Raw genomic sequence first — 18,167 nt, forward strand, 5'->3', positions numbered from 1 at the left:
ATCTCAGCCCTTTGTCGCCCCGAGCGTCAGCCCGGCAATGAAATGCTTCTGCATCAGGAAGAACATCAGCACGGGCGGCATCGCGGCGATGATCGAACCGGCCGAAACCAGCTGCCACTGTGCGATCCACTGGCCGTTGAGCGAATAGAGCCCGGCCGTCACCGGCTGGGTCTCGGCACTGGTGGTCAGCACCGTGGCCCAGAAATAGTCGTTCCAGATGAAAGTGAAAACCAGAACCGACAAGGCGGCGATGGCAGGGCGCATCAGCGGCAGCACGATGTACCAGAAGATCCGGAATTCGGAGACGCCCTCGACGCGGGCGGATTCGATCAGCTCGAACGGCAGGCCCTTGATAAAATTGCGCATGAACAGCGTGCAGAAGCCGGACTGGAAGGCGATGTGAAACAGCGCCAGCCCGGTGATGGTGTTGTAGAGCCCGGTCGACACAGTGAGATCGCGCACAGGCACCATCAGGATCTGGAACGGCACGAAATTGCCGGCCACGAACAGGAAGAAGATCACCAGGTTCATCTTGAAGCGGTAGACCGCCAGCGCAAAGCCGGACAGGCAGGCAATTGCCACTGCGCCGATCACGGTGGGGATCGTCACCTTGAAGGAATTGATGATGTAGCTGGCGATCGGCGAATTGGTGAACACATCGGCATAATTGGAGAAGGCGAGATAGCTCGGCAGCCCGAAATAATTGCCGGCTGCCAGGTCGCTCGACGGCTTCAGTGAAGTCATGGCGACACCCAGCAACGGCAACAGCCAGAGGATCAGCGCGACCGGCAATGCCAGCTTGTAGAGAATTTGCGTGGCGGGGGAGGCCTTTTCGATGGCAATGGGAAACATCACACGCCCCTTTCGTCGCGGACCATCTTCCAGATGAATCCGGAGATGAAGATCATCATGATGGCAAAGAGAATGACCGCGATCGCCGCGCCGTAGCCCATCCGGTAGCCATATTCCGACAGTGCCTGTTCATACATGTAGAACGACAGCACGCGGGAGGAGCCATAGGGACCGCCATCGGTCATGATCGACACCAGGTCGAAGGACCTGAGCGCGCCGATGACGGTGACGACGACGGCGATGAAGGTGGCCGGCCGGAGTTGCGGAAGGATGACATGCCAGAGCATTTTCCAGCCCCGGGCGCCGTCGAGCCGGGCGGCTTCCACTTGGTCGGGTGCGACATTGTTGAGGCCGGTCAGATACAGGATCATGCAATAGGCGATCTGCGGCCACAGCCCGGCGGCAATGATGCCATAGGTGACGTAGCGGTCGTCGGCAAGCACGGCGACCCCAGTGCCGGTGACCCATTCGATCAGATTGTAGAACAGGCCGAAATTCGGCGCGTAGAACCAGGAGAAGATCAGGCCGACAACGACCTGGCTGATGACGAAGGGAAAGAAGAACAGCGATTTGTAGATGCGGATGCCGGTGACGGTCTGGTTGAGGAACAGCGCCACGAACAGTCCCGCCGGAACCGCCAGCATGTAGAGAACCAGCCAGATGATGTTGTTGTACAGCGAGGTGTAGAAGGCGTCGTCATCGAAGAGCTCGATGTAGTTCTCGAAACCGAGCCAGGTCTTTGTGCCGAGCCCGTCCCAGTCATAGAAGCTCAGCCACATCGAGGCGATGATCGGATAGATGACATAGAGCGTAAACATCGCGATGCCGGGCGCGAGAAAGATCCACGGCGCCAGGGATCGCTGGTTTTTCTTCCAGTATCCGCGCGTGTCGCCTTGCGTTCCGGCAGATGTTGCTGTCGCTGAACCTGTCATGGCTGCCTCCCAGTGCCGCCCGCCCCCAGGGACATTGCCGGACTAGCCGGTCGTCTCGGGCGGAAACAGTGCGACCGGGCGGCAGATGACGCCGCCCGGTCGTCTGGCTTACTTGTAGATACGCTGGCGCGCCTTTTCGAGGCGCTCGAGGATCTTGTCGACATTCTCCGGCTTGACCATGAATTCCTGGAAGCCTTCCATGCCCATCTTGGCCATTTCGGCAGGTGCGTCACGGTCGAAGAACTGGGCGATGCCGCCGTCAGCCGTCGAGAGCATTTCGAAACCGGCCTGCAGGAACGGATCGTCGCCGACCTTGGACTGGTTGTTGATCGGCAACTGGCCGAGCGCTTCGTTGAGCTTGGTCTGCACGTCCGCGGTGGCGATGAAGGCCAGGAACTTCTTGGCGTCATCGACATTCTTGGCACCGGCCGGGATATGGATGGTGTCGGTCGGTGCTTCCTCGCCGCGCGGGATGCCCGGGGTGATTTCCGGGAAGGTCATGAAGCCCAGCGTGTCATTGGTCATGCCGCCGTCCTTGAACACGGCCACGGCAAAGTTGCCCATGACATAGTTGGCGGCCTTGCCCTGCACCAGCAGCGAGGCTGCATCCTGCCACTCAAGTGCGGCATGGTTGGCAGTCAGGTAACCGGGTTCGACCAGCTTGGCCCATTCGGCAAAAGTGTTCTTCACACGGTCGTCGGTCCAGGCAACCTTGCCGGCGGTGAGTTCCATGTGGAAGTCGTAGCCGTTGGTGCGCAGGTTCATGTAGTCGAAGATGCCGGCTCCGGGCCACAGCGCCTTGGTGCCTGTGGTCACACAATCGATGCCGGCTTCCTTGAACTTGGCGCAATTGTCGATGAACTCGGCCCAGGTCGTGGGCACTTCCACGCCGGCCTGCTTGTAGGCGTCCTTGTTGTAGTAGATGCCCCACTGGTAATAGGTGTAGGGGATGCCCCACTGCTTGCCGTCAATGGTCATCGAGCCCTTGGCCGAGGCCAGGCTCTCGCCGAGATTGTTGTCGGTCCAGACGTCGGAGACGTCCTGGAACTGACCGGAATTGACGAAGGGCGCCATGCGGTTTCCGGCATACCAGTTGGCCAGATCCGGTGAATCAGCTGACAGAAAGTTGCGGATCGAGGTCTTGTAGCCCTCATGGTCGAAATTCTGCAACACCACGTCGATGTCGGGATTGGCGGCTTCGAATTCCGCAATCACTGCCTCGAAGGCAGCCAGCGGCGCCGGGTCGAAGTCGGCGTAATATTTCAGCGTGCGCTGTTCCGCCATTGCCTGCGTCGCCATCAGGGCGATCGCGGCCGAGCACAGCAGCGTGGTTTTGAACGAATGCTTCATATGGATAACCTCCCAAGTGTTGACCAGACTGCCGTTCCCTCGGTCGCGGGGTGTGAACACCGGCCGCTGCATCCGCCGGGCAGGCAATCCTCCAAGACCGCCCCGACAGCGTCAATTGAAGTTCCGGTATTTGGAACGCAATTTGACTATTTAGAATTATCATCCTATGATATAGAGATTGTCAAGGTGCAATGCCGGGAGGTCATATTGCGGCGCTTCGGGTTGGGGCGGCTGCAGGCGGCGGGGGAACCGGGCAAGTCGCAACAGGTGCGGAGCCGGAGCCGTGGGGCGAACCGGACAGGACAGGGAGGGGCAGGAGCCAGGTGGAACAAAGCGCAGACAAAGGCGCCGTTGAAACGGCCGACGGGGAGACCGTTCGCATCCGGGTCGATACCGGCACACTCGGCAAGGCGATCGACGTGCTCGACATCGTCGCCTCCGCGGAGGAGCCGATGCGCTTCACCGACATCCTTGCCGTGTCGAACCAGCCGCGCGGCACTTTGCACCGCCAGCTCTCCAATCTGGTTGAAGAGGGACTGCTGTCGCTGGGCCGCGACCATTCCTATTCGGTCGGGATCCGCCTGCTCAAATTTGCCGCCAAGGCCTGGGCCGGCAACCAGTTCCGCGTCATTGCCGAGCCGCATTTGCGCATTCTGCACGACCTCACCGGCGAAACCGTCCATCTGGGCGTGCTGCGCGGCAATGAGGTGATCTATCTCGACAAGGTCGAAAGCCGCCAGGCCGTGCGGATGTATTCGCAGATCGGCAATGCCTCACCGGTATATTGCACAGGTGTCGGCAAGGCCGGGCTGTCGGCCTTGCCGGACGCCGAGCTTCGCGCCGTCGTCGCCACCATCAAGTTTCGCCGCTTCACAGATTCGACGCTGGTCACACCCGAAGCGTTGCTGAGCGAGATCGAGGCGATCCGGCTCAGCGGCAATGCCTATGACCGTGAAGAACATGAGCCCGGCATCCGCTGCGTGGCCGCGCCGATCTATTCGGCTGACAGAAGTTTCGTCGGCGGCCTCTCGGTGACCGGCCCGGCCTACAGGATTTCCACGGATCTGCTCGAAAGCTGGGCCGTGCTGGTGCGCGACGCGGCCAGAGGGATAATGGACGATATGGGCGCGCGGCTGGGACCGCGCACCTGATTTTTGGGAGCGGCGGCCGCCTGGTCGCCGGCAACCGGCTCGAGCCGGGGGTTGTGAAAGGGAGTGTCATGGCTGGTCTTGAATTGCATCAAGTGAAGAAATCTTTTGGCAATGTCGATGTCATCCACGGTGTGGATCTGACCATCGAGGACGGCGAATTCACCGTCTTTGTCGGCCCTTCCGGCTGCGGCAAGTCGACCCTGCTGCGCCTGGTTGCCGGGCTTGAGGCGACGACCGGCGGCAATCTGTCGATCGGCGGCAAGGATGTCACCCATGTCGAGCCGGCCGATCGCGGCGTCGCCATGGTGTTCCAGTCCTATGCGCTTTACCCACATATGACGGTCGAGGAGAATATGGGCTTCGGCCTGAAGATGACCGGCCATCCAGCCGCCGAGATCAAGGAGCGCGTCGCTCGCGCCTCATCCATTCTGCATCTCGACGAACTGCTCAAACGCAAGCCCAAGGCCCTGTCCGGCGGGCAGCGCCAGCGTGTCGCCATCGGCCGCGCCATCGTGCGGCAGCCGGAGGTCTTCCTGTTTGACGAGCCCTTGTCCAACCTTGATGCGGAACTGAGGGTGCAGATGCGGCTCGAGATCGCCAAGCTGCACAAGGAACTCGGCGCCACCATGATCTATGTGACCCACGACCAGGTTGAAGCCATGACGCTGGCCGACAAGATCGTCGTGCTGCGCGCCGGCGTCATCGAGCAGACCGGTTCGCCGCTTTCGCTCTATGACGATCCCGACAATGCCTTCGTCGCCGGTTTTATCGGCTCGCCGCGGATGAATTTCCTGCCCGCCACCGTCGCCGGCTCCGATGGCGAAACCCTGACCGTGCGGCTCGATGATCTTGATGCGATCGACGTGCCGATGACAGTTCGCGGCCCCCATCCGAAGCTGGGCACCGCGTTGCAGCTCGGCATCCGGCCCGAGCATTTCGACGCGGCTGCCAGCGTCCAGGTCTCGATGCCGATCGATGTGATCGAACATCTCGGCGGATCGTCCTTTGCCTATTCGCGGTCGCATCTCGAGCAACCGCTGACCATCGAAATCCGCGAAAACCGCGAGGCGCGCGAAGGCGAGGTGCTCACGACCGGTTTCGATCCCGCGCGGGCCTTCCTGTTTGATACGGGATTGGGCCTGCGTCTGCGCTGATCCTCCGGTTCACATGATAAAGCCCGAAAGCACAACTGCTCTCGGGCTTTATTGAGGCGTCATTATCCGGTCAGTCGATCGGGAAGGCGTAGTCCCTGAGCTGCTCGCGCAGCGCGGTTTTCTGGATCTTGCCGGTCGCGGTGTGCGGGATTTCATCCACGAACACCACGTCATTGGGCATCCACCAATGGGCGATCTTGCCTTCGAGAAATTCCAGAAGCGACTGCTTGGACGGCGACTGGCCTTCCTTGACCACAATCACCAGCAGTGGCCGTTCGTCCCATTTCGGGTGTGCCACGCCGATGACGGCGGCTTCGGCCACCTCCGGATGCCCGACCGCAAGGTTTTCGATCTCGATCGAGGATATCCATTCGCCGCCGGATTTGATCACATCCTTGGCCCGGTCGGTGATCTGCATATAGCCATGGGGATCAACATGGGCCACGTCGCCGGTGTCGAACCAGTTTTCCGCGTCGAACTGTTCGGCGCCACGGCCCTTGTAGTAAGATGACGAGACCGCCGGACCGCGAACCTTGAGCCGGCCGAAGGTCTTTGCGTCCCAGGGCAGCTCCTGGTTCTCGTCATCGGTGATCTTCATCTCGACCGTGAACGGCGGATGGCCCTGCTTGACCTGGAGGTCGAGTTTGTCCGCGCCTTCGAGATGGGCATATTCCGGCTTGACCGAGCATATGGTTCCAAGCGGGCTCATTTCCGTCATGCCCCAGGCGTGGATCACTTCCACGCCATAGGTATCCTGGAACGCCTGGGTGATCGCGCGCGGGCAGGCCGAGCCGCCAATCACCACCCGTTTGAGATCCGGCAGCGAGCCGCCATGTTTTTCCATGTGCTGCAGCAGCATCAGCCAGATCGTCGGCACTGCGGCAGTGATCGTGACTTTCTCCTGGGTCAGGATTTCGTAGATCGAGGCGCCGTCCATGCCCGCGCCCGGCATCACCATGGCGCAGCCCGACATCGGTCCGGAAAATGCTGTCGACCAGCCATTGGCATGAAACAGCGGAACAACCGGCATCAGCCGGTCACGCGACGACAGGTTCAACATGTCCGGCTGAAGCGCGGCCATTGCATGAAGCACATTGGACCGGTGGGTATAAACCACGCCTTTCGGGTCGCCGGTCGTGCCCGATGTGTAGCACATGCCGGCAGCGGTTCTTTCATCGAGATCGACCCAGGCGAAATCGCCGTCGGCTTCCGCGATGTAGCTCTCGTAGGACACCACGTTCTGGAGCGAGGTTTCCGGCATATGCGCGTCATCGGTGAGAATCACGATACGCTCGAGGCTCGGCACCTTCGGCGCGATCACCTCGACCAGCTTGACGAAGGTGAGGTCGACAAACAGTACCCGGTCTTCGGCGTCGTTCATGATCCAGGCGATCTGGTCGGGAAAAAGCCGCGGATTGAGCGTGTGATAGATCGACCCGACTCCCAGGATCCCGTACCAGGTTTCGAGATGCCGCCAGGTGTTCCAGGCCATGGTCGCAATCCGGTCGCCAACGCCGTAGCCGTCCCGGTCGAGCCGTTGCGCAAGCTGCATCGCGCGGCCGCGGACCTGCGCATAGTTGGTTCTGTGGAATGGACCCTCCACCGAACGTGACACAACCTCCCTCTGGCCGTGATAGGTTGCCGCATGGTCGATCACCTTGTGGCAAAGAAGCGGCCAGTCCTGCATCATTCCTAGCATGAATCTCCCCTTTTATTCGTCCTCTTCCTCGCTGAAACAATAGGGCTTTATCGGGGCCGGCGACAACATCATTCTATCGTTCGGGCGGGTTTTGATGGCTGCGCGACGCGATCAGCCAAATTCGCTCCGCGGATTGCGCAGGTCGAACTCCTGCATGGTGCAGTCGGCTGTGTGCCCGGCTCTCATTGCGGTGCCGGATACCAGTAGCGCGCATTGGCTTCGCCGCGGATGATCCGCACATGCTGATTGGCAAACACCCGGTAGGGATGGCTCCACTCGCCGTCCGGCCATTGCACCCGGATGGTGGCGCGTTCGGAAACGCCAAGCCCGACATGGGTGAAACCGGCCTGACCCGAGGCATGGCCGCCGCCGATCTGGATGCGGCGGGTCTGGGTGCGCGTGCCGGTGCGCACGGAAATCAGCGAGCCGACGGAGTGCGGATTGATCTTGCCATTGTCGAGTTCGATCTTCACCCAGTTGCCCATCGACCGGTTGCCCCAGTCGGTTTTGGCGCCGAGATTGCGGAACAGGCTTGCCGGGTGCTCGCGATTGACGACCAGCAGGTCGAGCATGCCGTCCATGTTGAAATCATCGACAACCGCGCCGCGTCCGCGCGTGTCCCGCGCGATTCCGGCTTCCATGCCCTTTTCGTGAAACACCCCGTCAAACCCGCCCAGCAGCAGGTTGTCCGGATCGAACTGGGCGAAATCCGGCATCGCCTGGACATTGCCCTTGGCAATGAACAGATCCGTCAGGGTATCGTTGTTGATGTCGGCAAACTGGCTGTGCCAGCCGGTCGAGGGTTTGGAATCGCCGCCGGTATAGGGCCGCTGTGCCGTGGCCCCCATTTCAAAGGCGATGTCGCGATAGGTCGGGCGGTCCTCGCCGCTTTCGTCATCCAGTTTCTGCAGCTTGGTGTCACCCATCGAGGTCAGCGCATATTCGGGCAGGCCATCGGCGTCGAAATCGGTTTCGGCGATTCCCATGCCCCATATGGTCAGCCGCTGCCAGCCTTGCGAACTGGAATAAAGCCGCGGCGGGCGTCCCTCCGACATCTCCCACAATTGCTCCTCGCCGCCGCGGTAATATTGCCGGTCATTGGTGATCCGGAGGTCCGGCCGCCCGGTGCGGTTCCAGTCGGTGAACAGGATCGACAGCGAGCAATAGCCGGGCTCCAGCCGCAACGGTTCGGAATAGTCGGGCTCCGTGCCCGGGCGTGGGCGCAGCAGCTGGTTGGGCTCGCAAGTGCCATAGGGTGTCCCGGGCGCGGACCGGTCAACATAATTGCCGATGGCGATGGTCGGGAAAGAGTTGCCCTTTTCCCATGTCGCCGACAGCCCTGTTGACCATGCCCGGCCGCCGTCGAATCCGAAGGCGCGATTGGCCTTGGTGAAACTGCAATCAGGCCCGCCCTTGAGCACCATGTTGCGGCCCAGCCGCAGCAGCACCAGATCCATGTGCCGGTCATTGTCGATATCCAGCGGATAGGTTCCGAGCACGCCGGTGAGATCTTCCGGCTCCAGCCCGGTCTCGATCGGCTTGAAGGCCAGCGCCCCGCCGGCCTTGCTCTCATTGACGAAGAACTGCGCCGGACTGGCGCCGCCGGCCATCACCAGATCGGGAAGACGGTCGCCATTGCAGTCGAAGCTGGCCGCACCGCCGCCGACGAAGAATTCCCAGCCTCCGGTGTAGCTGTGGATGATGCCGGCGCTTTCGGCTTCCTCGCTCAGGATCGGTATGTCGGCGGTGAAACTGGTTTGCGCGCCAACCGGTGAGGACAAGGCCGAAAGCCAGACGGCGCCCAGGGTCAGGAGTGTGCGTGTGTGCATCATGGGACAATCACCAGGGTTTTCAAAAACGCGATCAGTGCCGATTTGTCGGCGTCGGGGGCAGCGGCATAGGCGTCGCGGGCTGCGCGTCCGGATCCGCCATGGGCGAGAATGATGTCATCGAGACTGCTGAAATCATTGCGGTGCCCATAGGGTTGGGTCGAGCCGATCCCCCAGAGTTCCGCGGTCTGGAATATATTGCGCTCGACAAAGCGCTGGGACAGAAGCTCGTTGCCGAGCGCATCGATCTGGTTGTCGGTCATCACATGTCGCTTGAGATCGCCGAACAGGGGCACAAGCACGCGGCCCTGATCGTCGCGCGGCAGGACTTTGGCCCAGTCCATCAAGGTGATGTCGTAGATTGCTGTCGTGCCAACCTGCCGGTCATTGAGTGTGCCGGCCATGTCAAATGGTCCGGGGTCGGAGAATGACAGGCTTTCCAGCGGCAGGGCAGGGCGGTGACAGGTGGTGCAGCCGAGCTCGCCGAAGACCGTCTCGCCGCGGTCCGATGCTTCGGCCCAGCCATCAATGTCGGGAATATTGCGGACCGGAACCGGCAGCGTCGCCTGCCAGGCGACAAGCGCCGAAACATCGGCTGCGGAAATCTCCGAGGATTTCTCATCGCCGTCAAAATCATTCGACCCGGTCCAGCGCGCGCCGTAGCGTTCGTCCGATTGCATGCCGTGGTGGTGGTTGAGCGCATTGATGGTGAATTGCCTGAGCGACGTCATCACCCCCTTCTGGCTGAAGGGGCGAATGACCAGGTCTGTGTCGACGCCGTCGAGTTCATCGAGATTGACCGAGCCGTCGGCATCCGCCGAGATGAAGCCGAACTCGATGCCTTTGGACACCAGTTGAAGCCGCACGGTGGTTCCTTCCGCGCGGGCTTGCGACAGCGCGGCGCTGCGGACGGACTGGAGTTCGCGGCTCATCTCCCGCGCCAGCAGTTCCACCAGTCCGGCGCCAAAGATATGGTTGGTGCCGCGCTCGCTGGAAAACTGCGGATCAAGTGAATCGAAATCGGCGCTCTCGAACCCTTCCGAGGCAAAGACATTGGCGACGAAATCGCCGGCGCCGCCAATGGCGGGCTGGTTGTGGCAGGAAAAACAGGACCCCGCGTCCGGACCGGCCGTGCGCATGAAGATCTGCTCGCGCGGATGCTTTCGCCGCGTCGGGTCGATGGCCTGGGTTGCCTGGGGCCGGCCGACGCCGTCAAGCGTGGTGAAATGCGCGCCGAACAGCTCTTCACCGGCTGTTCTCAGGCGTGTCAGCTCCTGGTTCGACAGTGTTCCGGTCGGCATTTCGCCGATCATGCCCAGTGCCCGGGTCCGTTCGGCCCAGGGCTCGTCCGCAACCGCCGGCACAAGTGCCGCGCCGAGCAGGCCGCCGATCACGCCCATTTTCAACGCGCCAAACGCGCCAGGGCGATGTGGAAATCGCTTTCGCAGTGTCGAGATCATCATTCTGCTCCCCCTTGCCCCGCTATTTTCGCCGCAATGACATCGCGGTCAATCGCCGCCATTGTGTGATTGAGATGGCCTTCGAAGACGAGGCGTTCTTCGTCGGCTGACACTGAAATTTCCGGCGGACCTTCGATCCGCACCCCCAGCGATGCTGACAGGCCCAGGTCGATGCCGGGCCGTATCAGGTCGAGAAACCGTATGCCCGGACCGGTGAACACGACCGGCATCTTGCCGTGAAGGCTGATCAGCCGGGCAAGCCCGTTGCCGAGTGCGGTGCCCGCCTGGCGAAAGGCGAATTCCGCCATGCGGTCGCCCCGGCGGGCGAGCACGGCAATCTTTTCGACTTCGCTGAACGGCACGAAACTGGCCGGAATGGTGTTGGGCGGCACCTCGAAAGCGGTGCGCAGGATCGCGTAGAATCCGGCATAGGCCTCGATGCAGCCAAGCGAGCCGCAGCGGCACAGCGCGCCGCCATGGGTGTGGATCATGTGGCCAAATCCCGGAGCCCGGGCCAGCGGTGTCTCCGAGGTCTCGGCATGCACGACACCGAGACCGATGGAGTGTCCAAGCGACAATGCCGCCAGACGCGGGATCGGATGGCTGGCCTGCTGGCTCATCGCGGTGTGCAGGGCGCTGGCCACCAGCAGGCTCTCGTGGCTGAGCGTGATCTTGGCGTCCCAGTCCGGCTCCAGCATCTTGCGCATGTCGACCTGCTGGCTGCCCAGCACCGGCGACCACAGCAGCGAGCTGTTGTCATCGGCCACCAGCCCCTTCGACGAGACCGATATGGCTTTCAGATCATCGCGCGACACCCCGGTCCGATCGGTCAGTCGCTGAAGCGCCGCGCGGATGTCATCGGCGAAGGCCTCGACGCTCTGGCCGGTTTCGTCACGCTTTTCCTCGATTCGGTCGATCAGGGTGCCTGAATAGTCGACCATCGAATATTGAAACATGTCGGAGGAGATCCGCACAAAGGCGGCAAAGGCTGCGGCGCGGCGTTGCCGGAACAGGATGCGCGGCCGTCCGCGGCCTCCCGCCGGCGGGGCTTCGGACCGTTCGATCACCCGTTCGTTTTCCAGCCCATGGGTGATCGCCGAGACGGTCGCAGACGCGAGCCCGGTGGCAAGTGCAAGATCGGTGTGCGCCTGTCCGCTCTGCCTGCGCAGAGCCTCCAGCACAAGCGCACGGTTCTGCTGGCGTATGAGCTCGGTGCTGGACTTGGTCAGCATCTGTGCCGCAGTCCGGTCATGTCCGCAATGTCACTCCCGCTCCTCAAGCATGACAGTCAGGCTCCGTGGCCTGCGCCCTGCATGCGTCTCCTCCCTATGCCGCAAGGGGATTGGCATCCCGCTGGCGTAACTGTCCATCCCCGACCGTCATCTCCGGTCTCAACAGACACGGACCAGACTCCTCCCTGGGCCTGCACCCGGTCGAGGTTTGCAGCGCCGGGGAACCCTGCCACCAATTTTCTCGACTGTCGAGAAAAAGCTTGCCTTTTAAATTCGGTTCGTGCAGTTAACTATTGACCGGGCAGGGGAGGCCCCGTCCGGCAGGTTATTTCCTTGGGAGGACAACATGAAATCCATTATCCATCTGATGGCCGGTTCGGCTATCGCGCTCACCATGTCGACTGCGACTTTTGCCAAGGATATGGTGATTGGCGTGTCTTGGTCGAACTTCCAGGAAGAGCGCTGGAAGACTGACGAAGGCGCCATGAAGTCTGCGATCGAGGCCAATGGCGACACCTATATTTCCGCTGATGCGCAGGCGTCCGCCGCCAAGCAGCTCACCGATGTGGAAAGCCTCATCGCACAGGGCGCCAATGCTCTGGTGATCCTGTCGGTTGACTCCGGCGCCGTTGGTGCGGCAGTCGACAAGGCTGCTGCCGAAGGCATTCCGGTGCTCGGCTATGACCGCCTGATCGAAGACGATCGCGCGTTCTATCTGACATTCGACAACAAGGGCGTTGGCCGCATCATCGCTGAAGAAGTCACCGCCGTGCAGCCTGAAGGCAACTTCGCCATCATCAAGGGCGACCCGGGCGATCCGAACGCGCTGTTCCTTCTTGAAGGCATGATGGAAGTCATCGGCGCTGATGTGGAATCCGGCAAGATCAAGATCGTCGGCGAAGCATTCTCCGATGGCTGGAAGCCTGACAATGCGCAGAAGAACATGGAGCAGATCCTGACCGCTGCCGACAACAAGGTCGATGCGGTTCTGGCCGAAAATGACGGCATGGCCGGTGGCGTGATCGCAGCGCTGTCCGCGCAGGGTCTCAACATTCCGGTCGGTGGCCAGGATGGCGACCATGCAGCCCTCAACCGCGTTGCCCGCGGAACCCAGACCGTGTCTGTCTGGAAGGACGCACGCGCACTCGGCAAGGCCGCTGGCGACATCGCCGGCATGCTGGCAGAAGGCAAGTCGATGACAGACATCCCGGGTGCCGTAAAATGGTCCGGTGGCGCCAAGGGCGTCGAGATGAACGCCATCTTCCTGGCGCCGACCCCGATCACGAAGAACAACATCGACGTTGTCATCGAGGCCGGACACATCGCCAAGGACAAGGTCTGCGAAGGCGCCATGGACGGTGTCAGCGGTTGCTGATCTGACGAATCCTGAAAATATCCTGCGCTGGCGTGTATCGCCAGCGCAGGCTGCTCTTTGTGGGTGGGAACCGGTAACGGTCCCTGGCTGATGCCGGCCATTGCTGCGGTTCCGCCCCAAGAAGAGCCAATGAGTCTGAATCTGGGGGAGTTCCGGTGAGCCAAGCAGCAAAAAAGACAACCGCCGGCGCTGGCCGCGTTGAGAACGAAAATCTGTTCACGAGATTCCTGCGCGCAACCGAGGTTGATGTGCGGTTGCTGGGCATGATTGCGGCCTTGTTGATCATCTGGATCGGGTTCCATGTCTATGGCGCGGTCGTCATTGGCCGCGGCGCATTTCTGTCGCCGCGCAATCTGTGGAACCTGTCGGTGCAAACCGCCTCGATCGGGGTCATGGCGACGGGCATGGTGCTCGTCATCGTCACCCGGCACATCGACCTCTCGGTGGGCTCCATTCTCGGCTTCTGCGCCATGATGATGGCCATCATCCAGGTCTGGATCCTGCCGGAATTTCTCGGCCTCGGCCATCCGATGATCTGGATCATCACCGTGATCTGCGGCTTGCTGATCGGCGCCGCAATCGGCGGATTTCATGGCTATCTGATCGCCTATCTCGGCATACCGGCCTTCATTGTCACGCTGGGCGGCCTGCTGGTCTGGCGCGGAGCCGCCTTCCTGCTGGCGCGCGGCGAAACCATTTCACCGGTGGACAGCACATTCACGCTGCTTGGCGGCGGGCCCTATGGCGCCATCGGGGCGACAGGCAGCTGGATCGTCGGCATTCTGATCTGCATCGGGATCATCGCGCTTCTGGTGGTCGGCCGGCGGCAGCGCAATCACTACGCCTTTCCCCTGCGCCCGATGTGGGCGGAGATTTTCCTCGGTCTGGTCGGCTGCGGCGTCACCATCGGCTTCGTGCTTCTGGTCAATGCCTATCCCTGGCCGATCGGCATCGTCAGGCAATATGCCGAGGCCAACAACATCCAGACTCCGGCCAACGAGATCTACATCTCGCACGGCTTTGCCATTCCGGTCCTGATCCTGATGGGCGTCGGCATCTTCATGACCTTCCTGACCTCGCGAACCCGCTTCGGGCGCTATGTGTTTGCGATCGGCGGCAACCCTGAAGCGGCAGAACTTGCCGGCATCAACACCCGCTGGGTGACGGTCAAGATCTTCGCCCTGATGGGATTGATGTGCGGATTGTCGGCGGTGATCGCCAGTGCCCGGCTAAATTCGGCGACCAACAATCTCGGCACGCTTGACGAACTTTACGTGATCGCCGCTGCTGTGATTGGCGGAACATCCTTTGCCGGCGGTGTCGGCACCATCTATGGCGCGATCCTGGGTGCGGTGGTGATGCAGTCCTTGCAGACCGGGATGGTGCTGATCGGATTTGATGCTGCTATTCAGCAGATGGTGGTGGGCAGCGTGCTCGTCTTCGCCGTCTGGGTTGACACCATGTACCGGCGCCGGGCGAAGTAGGGAGAACCACCATGTCAGACATTTCCAAAAAGACGCCCTTGGTCGAGCTCAGGGACATCTCACTAGCCTTCGGCGGCATCAAGGCCGTGGACCATGTCTCGATGGACCTTTTTCCCGGAGAAGTGGTCGGCCTGCTGGGTCACAATGGCGCCGGTAAATCGGTTCTGATCAAGATCCTGTCGGGTGCCTACAAGCGCGACTCCGGCAAGATCTTCATCGAGGGCAAGGAAGCCCACATCGAAAACCCGCGCGATGCCAAGGGCTACGGCATCGAGACGATCTACCAGACGCTGGCCGTTGCCGACAATGTCGACGCTGCCGCCAATCTCTATCTTGGCCGCGAACTCCAGACCGCCTGGGGCACGCTCGATGACATCGCCATGGAAGTCGAGGCCCGCAAGGTGATGGGACGGCTGAACCCGAACTTTCAGCGCTTCAAGGAGCCGGTCAGCAAATTGTCCGGCGGACAGCGCCAGTCGGTGGCCATTGCCCGGGCGATCCTGTTCAATGCCCGCATCCTGATCATGGATGAGCCGACCGCGGCACTCGGCCCGCAGGAAACAGAACAGGTCGCAGACCTGATCAAGCAGTTGAAAAAGGAAGGTCTCGGCATTTTCCTGATCAGCCACGATATCCATGACGTGTTTGATCTCGCCGACCGGGTCAGTGTCATGAAGAACGGGCAGATCGTCGGTCACGCCAAGACCTCGGATGTCACCAAGGACGAAGTCCTTGGCATGATCATCATGGGAAAATGTCCCCCCGGCGCGATACCGGGGCCGGGCGCGCTGCAAACCGCCTGACCAGACACAAGACCGGAGCCTCGCGCTCCGGTTTTTTGTTGCATTGCGATATCATGCAGCCCTGCGGCCGGTATGCGCCGCCTCCATCGCAGTGAAAACACGCCGTGTGACAGGAATTTACGCAAGTTTATCAAAAGATAAAAAAATCTCGAATTACTTATTGCAATGCAGCATGAACGGTCCCATATTGAGTTCAACGCCATGCTGAACTTCTCCTCCTCCCAATTCGGCATGGCATAAGTCGAGATGATCTGCACCGGGATCCTCCTCCCAAGCACCGGTCAGGACATCGCGACGACATAAGAACGCCTGCCAGGTTTCAATCTGGCAGGCGTTTTGTTTTTCAAGGACATGAATGGCCGTCCGGGCGGTTTCGCGCACTCTATCTGTCGGTCGGAAAGAACCGGGCCTTGTGCTCGTGGGCGACCGTGGAGATGTGGTCGGCCACCGTGCGCACCCGCGCCAGGTCACGGGCGGATTCGTGATAGACCATGTAATAGGATCGTTCGATGCGGTGCTCGGGCAGCAGGCGCACCAGGTCCGGGTCGAGCCCGGCGATGTAATCATGCAGCACCGCAATGCCTGCGCCTGAGCGCACAGCTTCGGTCTGCCCGGTGGCGCTGGAGATCTCGAACTGCGCCGTCCAGTTGCGCAGGATGTCGCGGGTGAAATGCAGCGATGGCGAGAAAATCAGGTCCTCGACATAGCTGATCAGCCGGTGGCTCTTGAGATCATCGGCATGCGCCGGCGTTCCGTGGGCTTCGAGATAGGCGCGGGAGGCATAGAGCGACAGCGAATAATCGACCAGCTTGCGCGCCACCAGCCGGCCTTCAGCCGGGCGCTCGATGGTGATGGCGATGTCGGCTTCGCGCTGTGACAGCGAGAAACTGTGCGGCACCGGCACCAGTTGCAGCCGCAAATCGGGATGGGCGGCGATCAGCGCGCCAAGCCTTGGCGCCAGGAAGGAAACGCCGAAACCATCCGGAGCGCCGATCCGCACGGTGCCGGAAATGGCGCTGTCGGTGCGGCCGAGGCTGGCTTGCGCGGCCATCATCTCGGCTTCGACGCGTTCGGCATGGGCGAGAAAGGCCTCGCCTTCGCCGGTCAGACCGCAGCCATTGGTACGACGCACGATCAGCTGCGCGTCCAGCGCGGTCTCGAGCGCGGTGATCCGCCGCGCAGCGGTGGCGTGGTTGATGCCCAGCCGTTTTGCCGCCGCCAGGATCTGCCCGGCCCGGGCGACTGCGAGAAATACCCTTATGTCATCCCAGTTCATGCCAGTGCCGCTTTCAGAAAGGAGGCGGGAAGCAGGGATGCCGCCACTTGTCCGGTTCCGGTTTTGCGGCATTGCTCCGGGACGGTCAAGGCCGCCCCGGAAGTGCGCCACGCGATGTCTCGCGGAGCGGGATCAGGATTTTCTAGCCGTGGGCGATCATCACGTGGCGTACGGCGGTGTAATCCTCCAGCGCATACATCGACATGTCCTTGCCATAGCCCGACTGCTTGATGCCGCCATGCGGCATCTCGTTGACCAGCATGAAGTGGGTGTTGATCCAGGTGCAGCCATATTGCAGCCGCGCCGCGCACTCCATCGCCTTGGAAATGTCCTTGGTCCAGACCGAGGAAGCCAGGCCGTATTCGGAATCATTGGCCCAGGTCACGGCTTCCTCCGCATCGGAAAAGCGCGTAACCGACACGACGGGGCCGAACACCTCGCGCTGAACGATCTCGTCGGATTGCAGAGCGCCGGCGATCAGGGTTGGCTGGTAGTAATAACCGTTGCCATCGCCCGGCTTGCCGCCGGTGGCAATCTCGATGTGCTTCATCTCGGTCGCGCGTTCGACGAAGCTTGCCACCCGGTCGCGCTGCCGCTTGGAGATCAACGGGCCGATCTCGTTTTCACCATCATCGGCCTGATCATATTTGATGCTCGACACGGCGCTCGACAGGTTGGCGACCAGCTTGTCGTAGATCTTTGGTCCGGCGTAGATCCGGCAGGCGGCGGTGCAGTCCTGCCCGGCATTGTAATAGCCGAAGGCGCGCAGTCCATCGACCACCGCGTCGAGATCGGCGTCATCAAAGACGATGACCGGCGCCTTGCCGCCCAGTTCCAGATGGGTGCGCTTGACCGATTTGGCCGCCGCCTGCAGCACCTTCTTGCCGGTGGCGACGTCTCCGGTGATCGAGACCATGTTGATCTTCGGATGATTGATCAGCGCGTTGCCGACGCTCTCGCCCCGGCCGAGGACTACATTGACGACGCCTTCGGGCAGGATGTCGGCGAGGATTTTGGCGAATTTCAGCGCCGTCAGCGGCGTCTGTTCGGAGGGCTTGAAGACCACCGTATTACCGCCGCCAATCGCCGGGGCCAGCTTCCAGGCCATCATCATCAGCGGGTAATTCCATGGCGCGATCGAGGCAATGATGCCGATCGGGTCGCGGCGGATCATCGAGGTGTGGCCTTCCATATATTCGCCTGCGGCCGTGCCCGGCATGCAGCGCACAGCGCCGGCAAAGAAGCGGTAGCAATCAACAATAGCCGGGATCTCGTCGTTTTTCACCGCGTTGATCGGCTTGCCGCAGTTGAGCGCTTCCAGTGCTGCAAACCCGTCAGCTTCCGCTTCGATCCGGTCGGCGATCTTCAGCAGGTAGGCCGAGCGCTGCGCCGGTGTGGTCCGCGACCATGTGGCGAACGCCTTCTCGGCTGCATTGACCGCTGCCTCGATCTGGATCGAGGAGGCTTCGGGCAGGTTGAGGATGGTCTCGCCGGTGCGCGGGTTGAAGATTTTCTCTTCCGCTTCGGTGCCGGCCTCGAAGCGATTGCCGATCAGCATTTGGGTGTCCAT

The 18,167-nt window shown here is 61.5% G+C and carries 15 protein-coding genes; 5 read left to right on the top strand and 10 right to left on the bottom strand.

Features of this window, described 5'->3' with window-relative positions; translation table 11 throughout:
* Positions 1-3 precede the first annotated feature (3 nt).
* The 3 genes from OEG82_RS07965 to OEG82_RS07975 all read right to left on the bottom strand — a co-directional run bounded on the left by OEG82_RS07965 (position 4) and on the right by OEG82_RS07975 (position 3,134).
* Positions 4-852, bottom strand: a complete 849-nt coding sequence (locus tag OEG82_RS07965) for a carbohydrate ABC transporter permease (RefSeq protein WP_267611895.1) — start codon at positions 850-852, stop codon at positions 4-6.
* On the bottom strand, positions 852-1,784 hold the full coding sequence (locus tag OEG82_RS07970) for a carbohydrate ABC transporter permease (protein WP_267611896.1): 933 nt from the start codon (positions 1,782-1,784) through the stop codon (positions 852-854). The genes OEG82_RS07965 and OEG82_RS07970 overlap by 1 nt, the downstream gene beginning before the upstream one ends.
* A gap of 108 nt (positions 1,785-1,892) precedes the next feature.
* Complete coding sequence (locus tag OEG82_RS07975; protein ID WP_267611897.1) at positions 1,893-3,134, bottom strand: ABC transporter substrate-binding protein; 1,242 nt, start codon at positions 3,132-3,134, stop codon at positions 1,893-1,895.
* 380 nt (positions 3,135-3,514) lie between these two features.
* On the opposite strand from OEG82_RS07975, the gene OEG82_RS07980 reads away from it, so the two are divergent.
* Both OEG82_RS07980 and OEG82_RS07985 read left to right on the top strand, forming a co-directional pair.
* The gene (locus OEG82_RS07980; RefSeq protein WP_267614895.1) at positions 3,515-4,285 is read left to right on the top strand and encodes an IclR family transcriptional regulator; all 771 of its coding nucleotides are present in this window, start codon (positions 3,515-3,517) and stop codon (positions 4,283-4,285) included.
* A 68-nt stretch (positions 4,286-4,353) separates the two neighbouring features.
* Positions 4,354-5,439, top strand: coding sequence for an ABC transporter ATP-binding protein (locus OEG82_RS07985; RefSeq protein ID WP_267611898.1), 1,086 nt, complete (start codon positions 4,354-4,356; stop codon positions 5,437-5,439).
* A gap of 70 nt (positions 5,440-5,509) precedes the next feature.
* Here OEG82_RS07985 and OEG82_RS07990 read toward each other — a convergent pair whose 3' ends face one another.
* From OEG82_RS07990 to OEG82_RS08005, 4 genes are all read right to left on the bottom strand, one after another.
* Complete coding sequence (locus OEG82_RS07990; protein ID WP_267611899.1) at positions 5,510-7,138, bottom strand: long-chain-fatty-acid--CoA ligase; 1,629 nt, start codon at positions 7,136-7,138, stop codon at positions 5,510-5,512.
* A gap of 182 nt (positions 7,139-7,320) precedes the next feature.
* Positions 7,321-8,970 (bottom strand): CRTAC1 family protein, encoded by a 1,650-nt coding sequence (locus tag OEG82_RS07995; protein WP_267611900.1) that lies wholly within the window; start codon positions 8,968-8,970, stop codon positions 7,321-7,323.
* Positions 8,967-10,367 (bottom strand): di-heme oxidoredictase family protein, encoded by a 1,401-nt coding sequence (locus OEG82_RS08000; RefSeq protein WP_267611901.1) that lies wholly within the window; start codon positions 10,365-10,367, stop codon positions 8,967-8,969. Before OEG82_RS08000 ends, OEG82_RS07995 begins: the two co-directional genes overlap by 4 nt.
* A 59-nt stretch (positions 10,368-10,426) precedes the next feature.
* Positions 10,427-11,659, bottom strand: coding sequence for an ROK family protein (locus OEG82_RS08005; RefSeq protein ID WP_267611902.1), 1,233 nt, complete (start codon positions 11,657-11,659; stop codon positions 10,427-10,429).
* A 346-nt stretch (positions 11,660-12,005) separates the two neighbouring features.
* Between OEG82_RS08005 and OEG82_RS08010 the strand changes: the two genes are divergently transcribed.
* The 3 genes from OEG82_RS08010 (at position 12,006) to OEG82_RS08020 (ending at position 15,321) form a co-directional block, all read left to right on the top strand.
* Positions 12,006-13,034, top strand: a complete 1,029-nt coding sequence (locus OEG82_RS08010; RefSeq protein ID WP_267611903.1) for a substrate-binding domain-containing protein — start codon at positions 12,006-12,008, stop codon at positions 13,032-13,034.
* A 155-nt stretch (positions 13,035-13,189) separates the two neighbouring features.
* Positions 13,190-14,518, top strand: coding sequence for a sugar ABC transporter permease (locus OEG82_RS08015; RefSeq protein ID WP_267611904.1), 1,329 nt, complete (start codon positions 13,190-13,192; stop codon positions 14,516-14,518).
* An 11-nt stretch (positions 14,519-14,529) separates the two neighbouring features.
* Positions 14,530-15,321, top strand: coding sequence for an ATP-binding cassette domain-containing protein (locus OEG82_RS08020; protein ID WP_267611905.1), 792 nt, complete (start codon positions 14,530-14,532; stop codon positions 15,319-15,321).
* Between the two features lie 153 nt (positions 15,322-15,474).
* Here the strand turns inward: OEG82_RS08020 and OEG82_RS08025 are convergent, their stop codons facing one another.
* From OEG82_RS08025 to OEG82_RS08035, 3 genes are all read right to left on the bottom strand, one after another.
* Positions 15,475-15,702 carry a hypothetical protein gene (locus OEG82_RS08025; RefSeq protein ID WP_267611906.1) on the bottom strand — a complete coding sequence of 76 codons (228 nt, stop codon included), beginning with the start codon at positions 15,700-15,702 and terminating at the stop codon, positions 15,475-15,477.
* A gap of 1 nt (position 15,703) precedes the next feature.
* On the bottom strand, positions 15,704-16,597 hold the full coding sequence (locus tag OEG82_RS08030) for a LysR family transcriptional regulator (protein ID WP_267611907.1): 894 nt from the start codon (positions 16,595-16,597) through the stop codon (positions 15,704-15,706).
* Between the two features lie 142 nt (positions 16,598-16,739).
* The gene (locus OEG82_RS08035) at positions 16,740-18,167 is read right to left on the bottom strand and encodes a gamma-aminobutyraldehyde dehydrogenase (RefSeq protein ID WP_267611908.1); all 1,428 of its coding nucleotides are present in this window, start codon (positions 18,165-18,167) and stop codon (positions 16,740-16,742) included.

Origin of the sequence: Hoeflea ulvae (assembly GCF_026619435.1) — a bacterium.
GTDB classification, from domain to species: domain Bacteria; phylum Pseudomonadota; class Alphaproteobacteria; order Rhizobiales; family Rhizobiaceae; genus Hoeflea; species Hoeflea ulvae.

What these genes read in the sequence shown, in the direction of transcription:
- OEG82_RS07965 (WP_267611895.1), bottom strand. Translation starts at nt 852, where the DNA reads ATGTTTCCCATTGCCATCGAAAAGGCCTCCCCCGCCACGCAAATTCTC.
- OEG82_RS07970 (WP_267611896.1), bottom strand. Translation starts at nt 1,784, where the DNA reads ATGACAGGTTCAGCGACAGCAACATCTGCCGGAACGCAAGGCGACACG.
- OEG82_RS08010 (WP_267611903.1), top strand. Translation starts at nt 12,006, where the DNA reads ATGAAATCCATTATCCATCTGATGGCCGGTTCGGCTATCGCGCTCACC.
- OEG82_RS08035 (WP_267611908.1), bottom strand. Translation starts at nt 18,167, where the DNA reads ATGGACACCCAAATGCTGATCGGCAATCGCTTCGAGGCCGGCACCGAA.
- OEG82_RS08005 (WP_267611902.1), bottom strand. Translation starts at nt 11,659, where the DNA reads ATGCTGACCAAGTCCAGCACCGAGCTCATACGCCAGCAGAACCGTGCG.
- OEG82_RS08020 (WP_267611905.1), top strand. Translation starts at nt 14,530, where the DNA reads ATGTCAGACATTTCCAAAAAGACGCCCTTGGTCGAGCTCAGGGACATC.
- OEG82_RS08000 (WP_267611901.1), bottom strand. Translation starts at nt 10,367, where the DNA reads ATGGGCGTGATCGGCGGCCTGCTCGGCGCGGCACTTGTGCCGGCGGTT.
- OEG82_RS07985 (WP_267611898.1), top strand. Translation starts at nt 4,354, where the DNA reads ATGGCTGGTCTTGAATTGCATCAAGTGAAGAAATCTTTTGGCAATGTC.
- OEG82_RS07990 (WP_267611899.1), bottom strand. Translation starts at nt 7,138, where the DNA reads ATGCTAGGAATGATGCAGGACTGGCCGCTTCTTTGCCACAAGGTGATC.
- OEG82_RS07975 (WP_267611897.1), bottom strand. Translation starts at nt 3,134, where the DNA reads ATGAAGCATTCGTTCAAAACCACGCTGCTGTGCTCGGCCGCGATCGCC.
- OEG82_RS07995 (WP_267611900.1), bottom strand. Translation starts at nt 8,970, where the DNA reads ATGATGCACACACGCACACTCCTGACCCTGGGCGCCGTCTGGCTTTCG.
- OEG82_RS08030 (WP_267611907.1), bottom strand. Translation starts at nt 16,597, where the DNA reads ATGAACTGGGATGACATAAGGGTATTTCTCGCAGTCGCCCGGGCCGGG.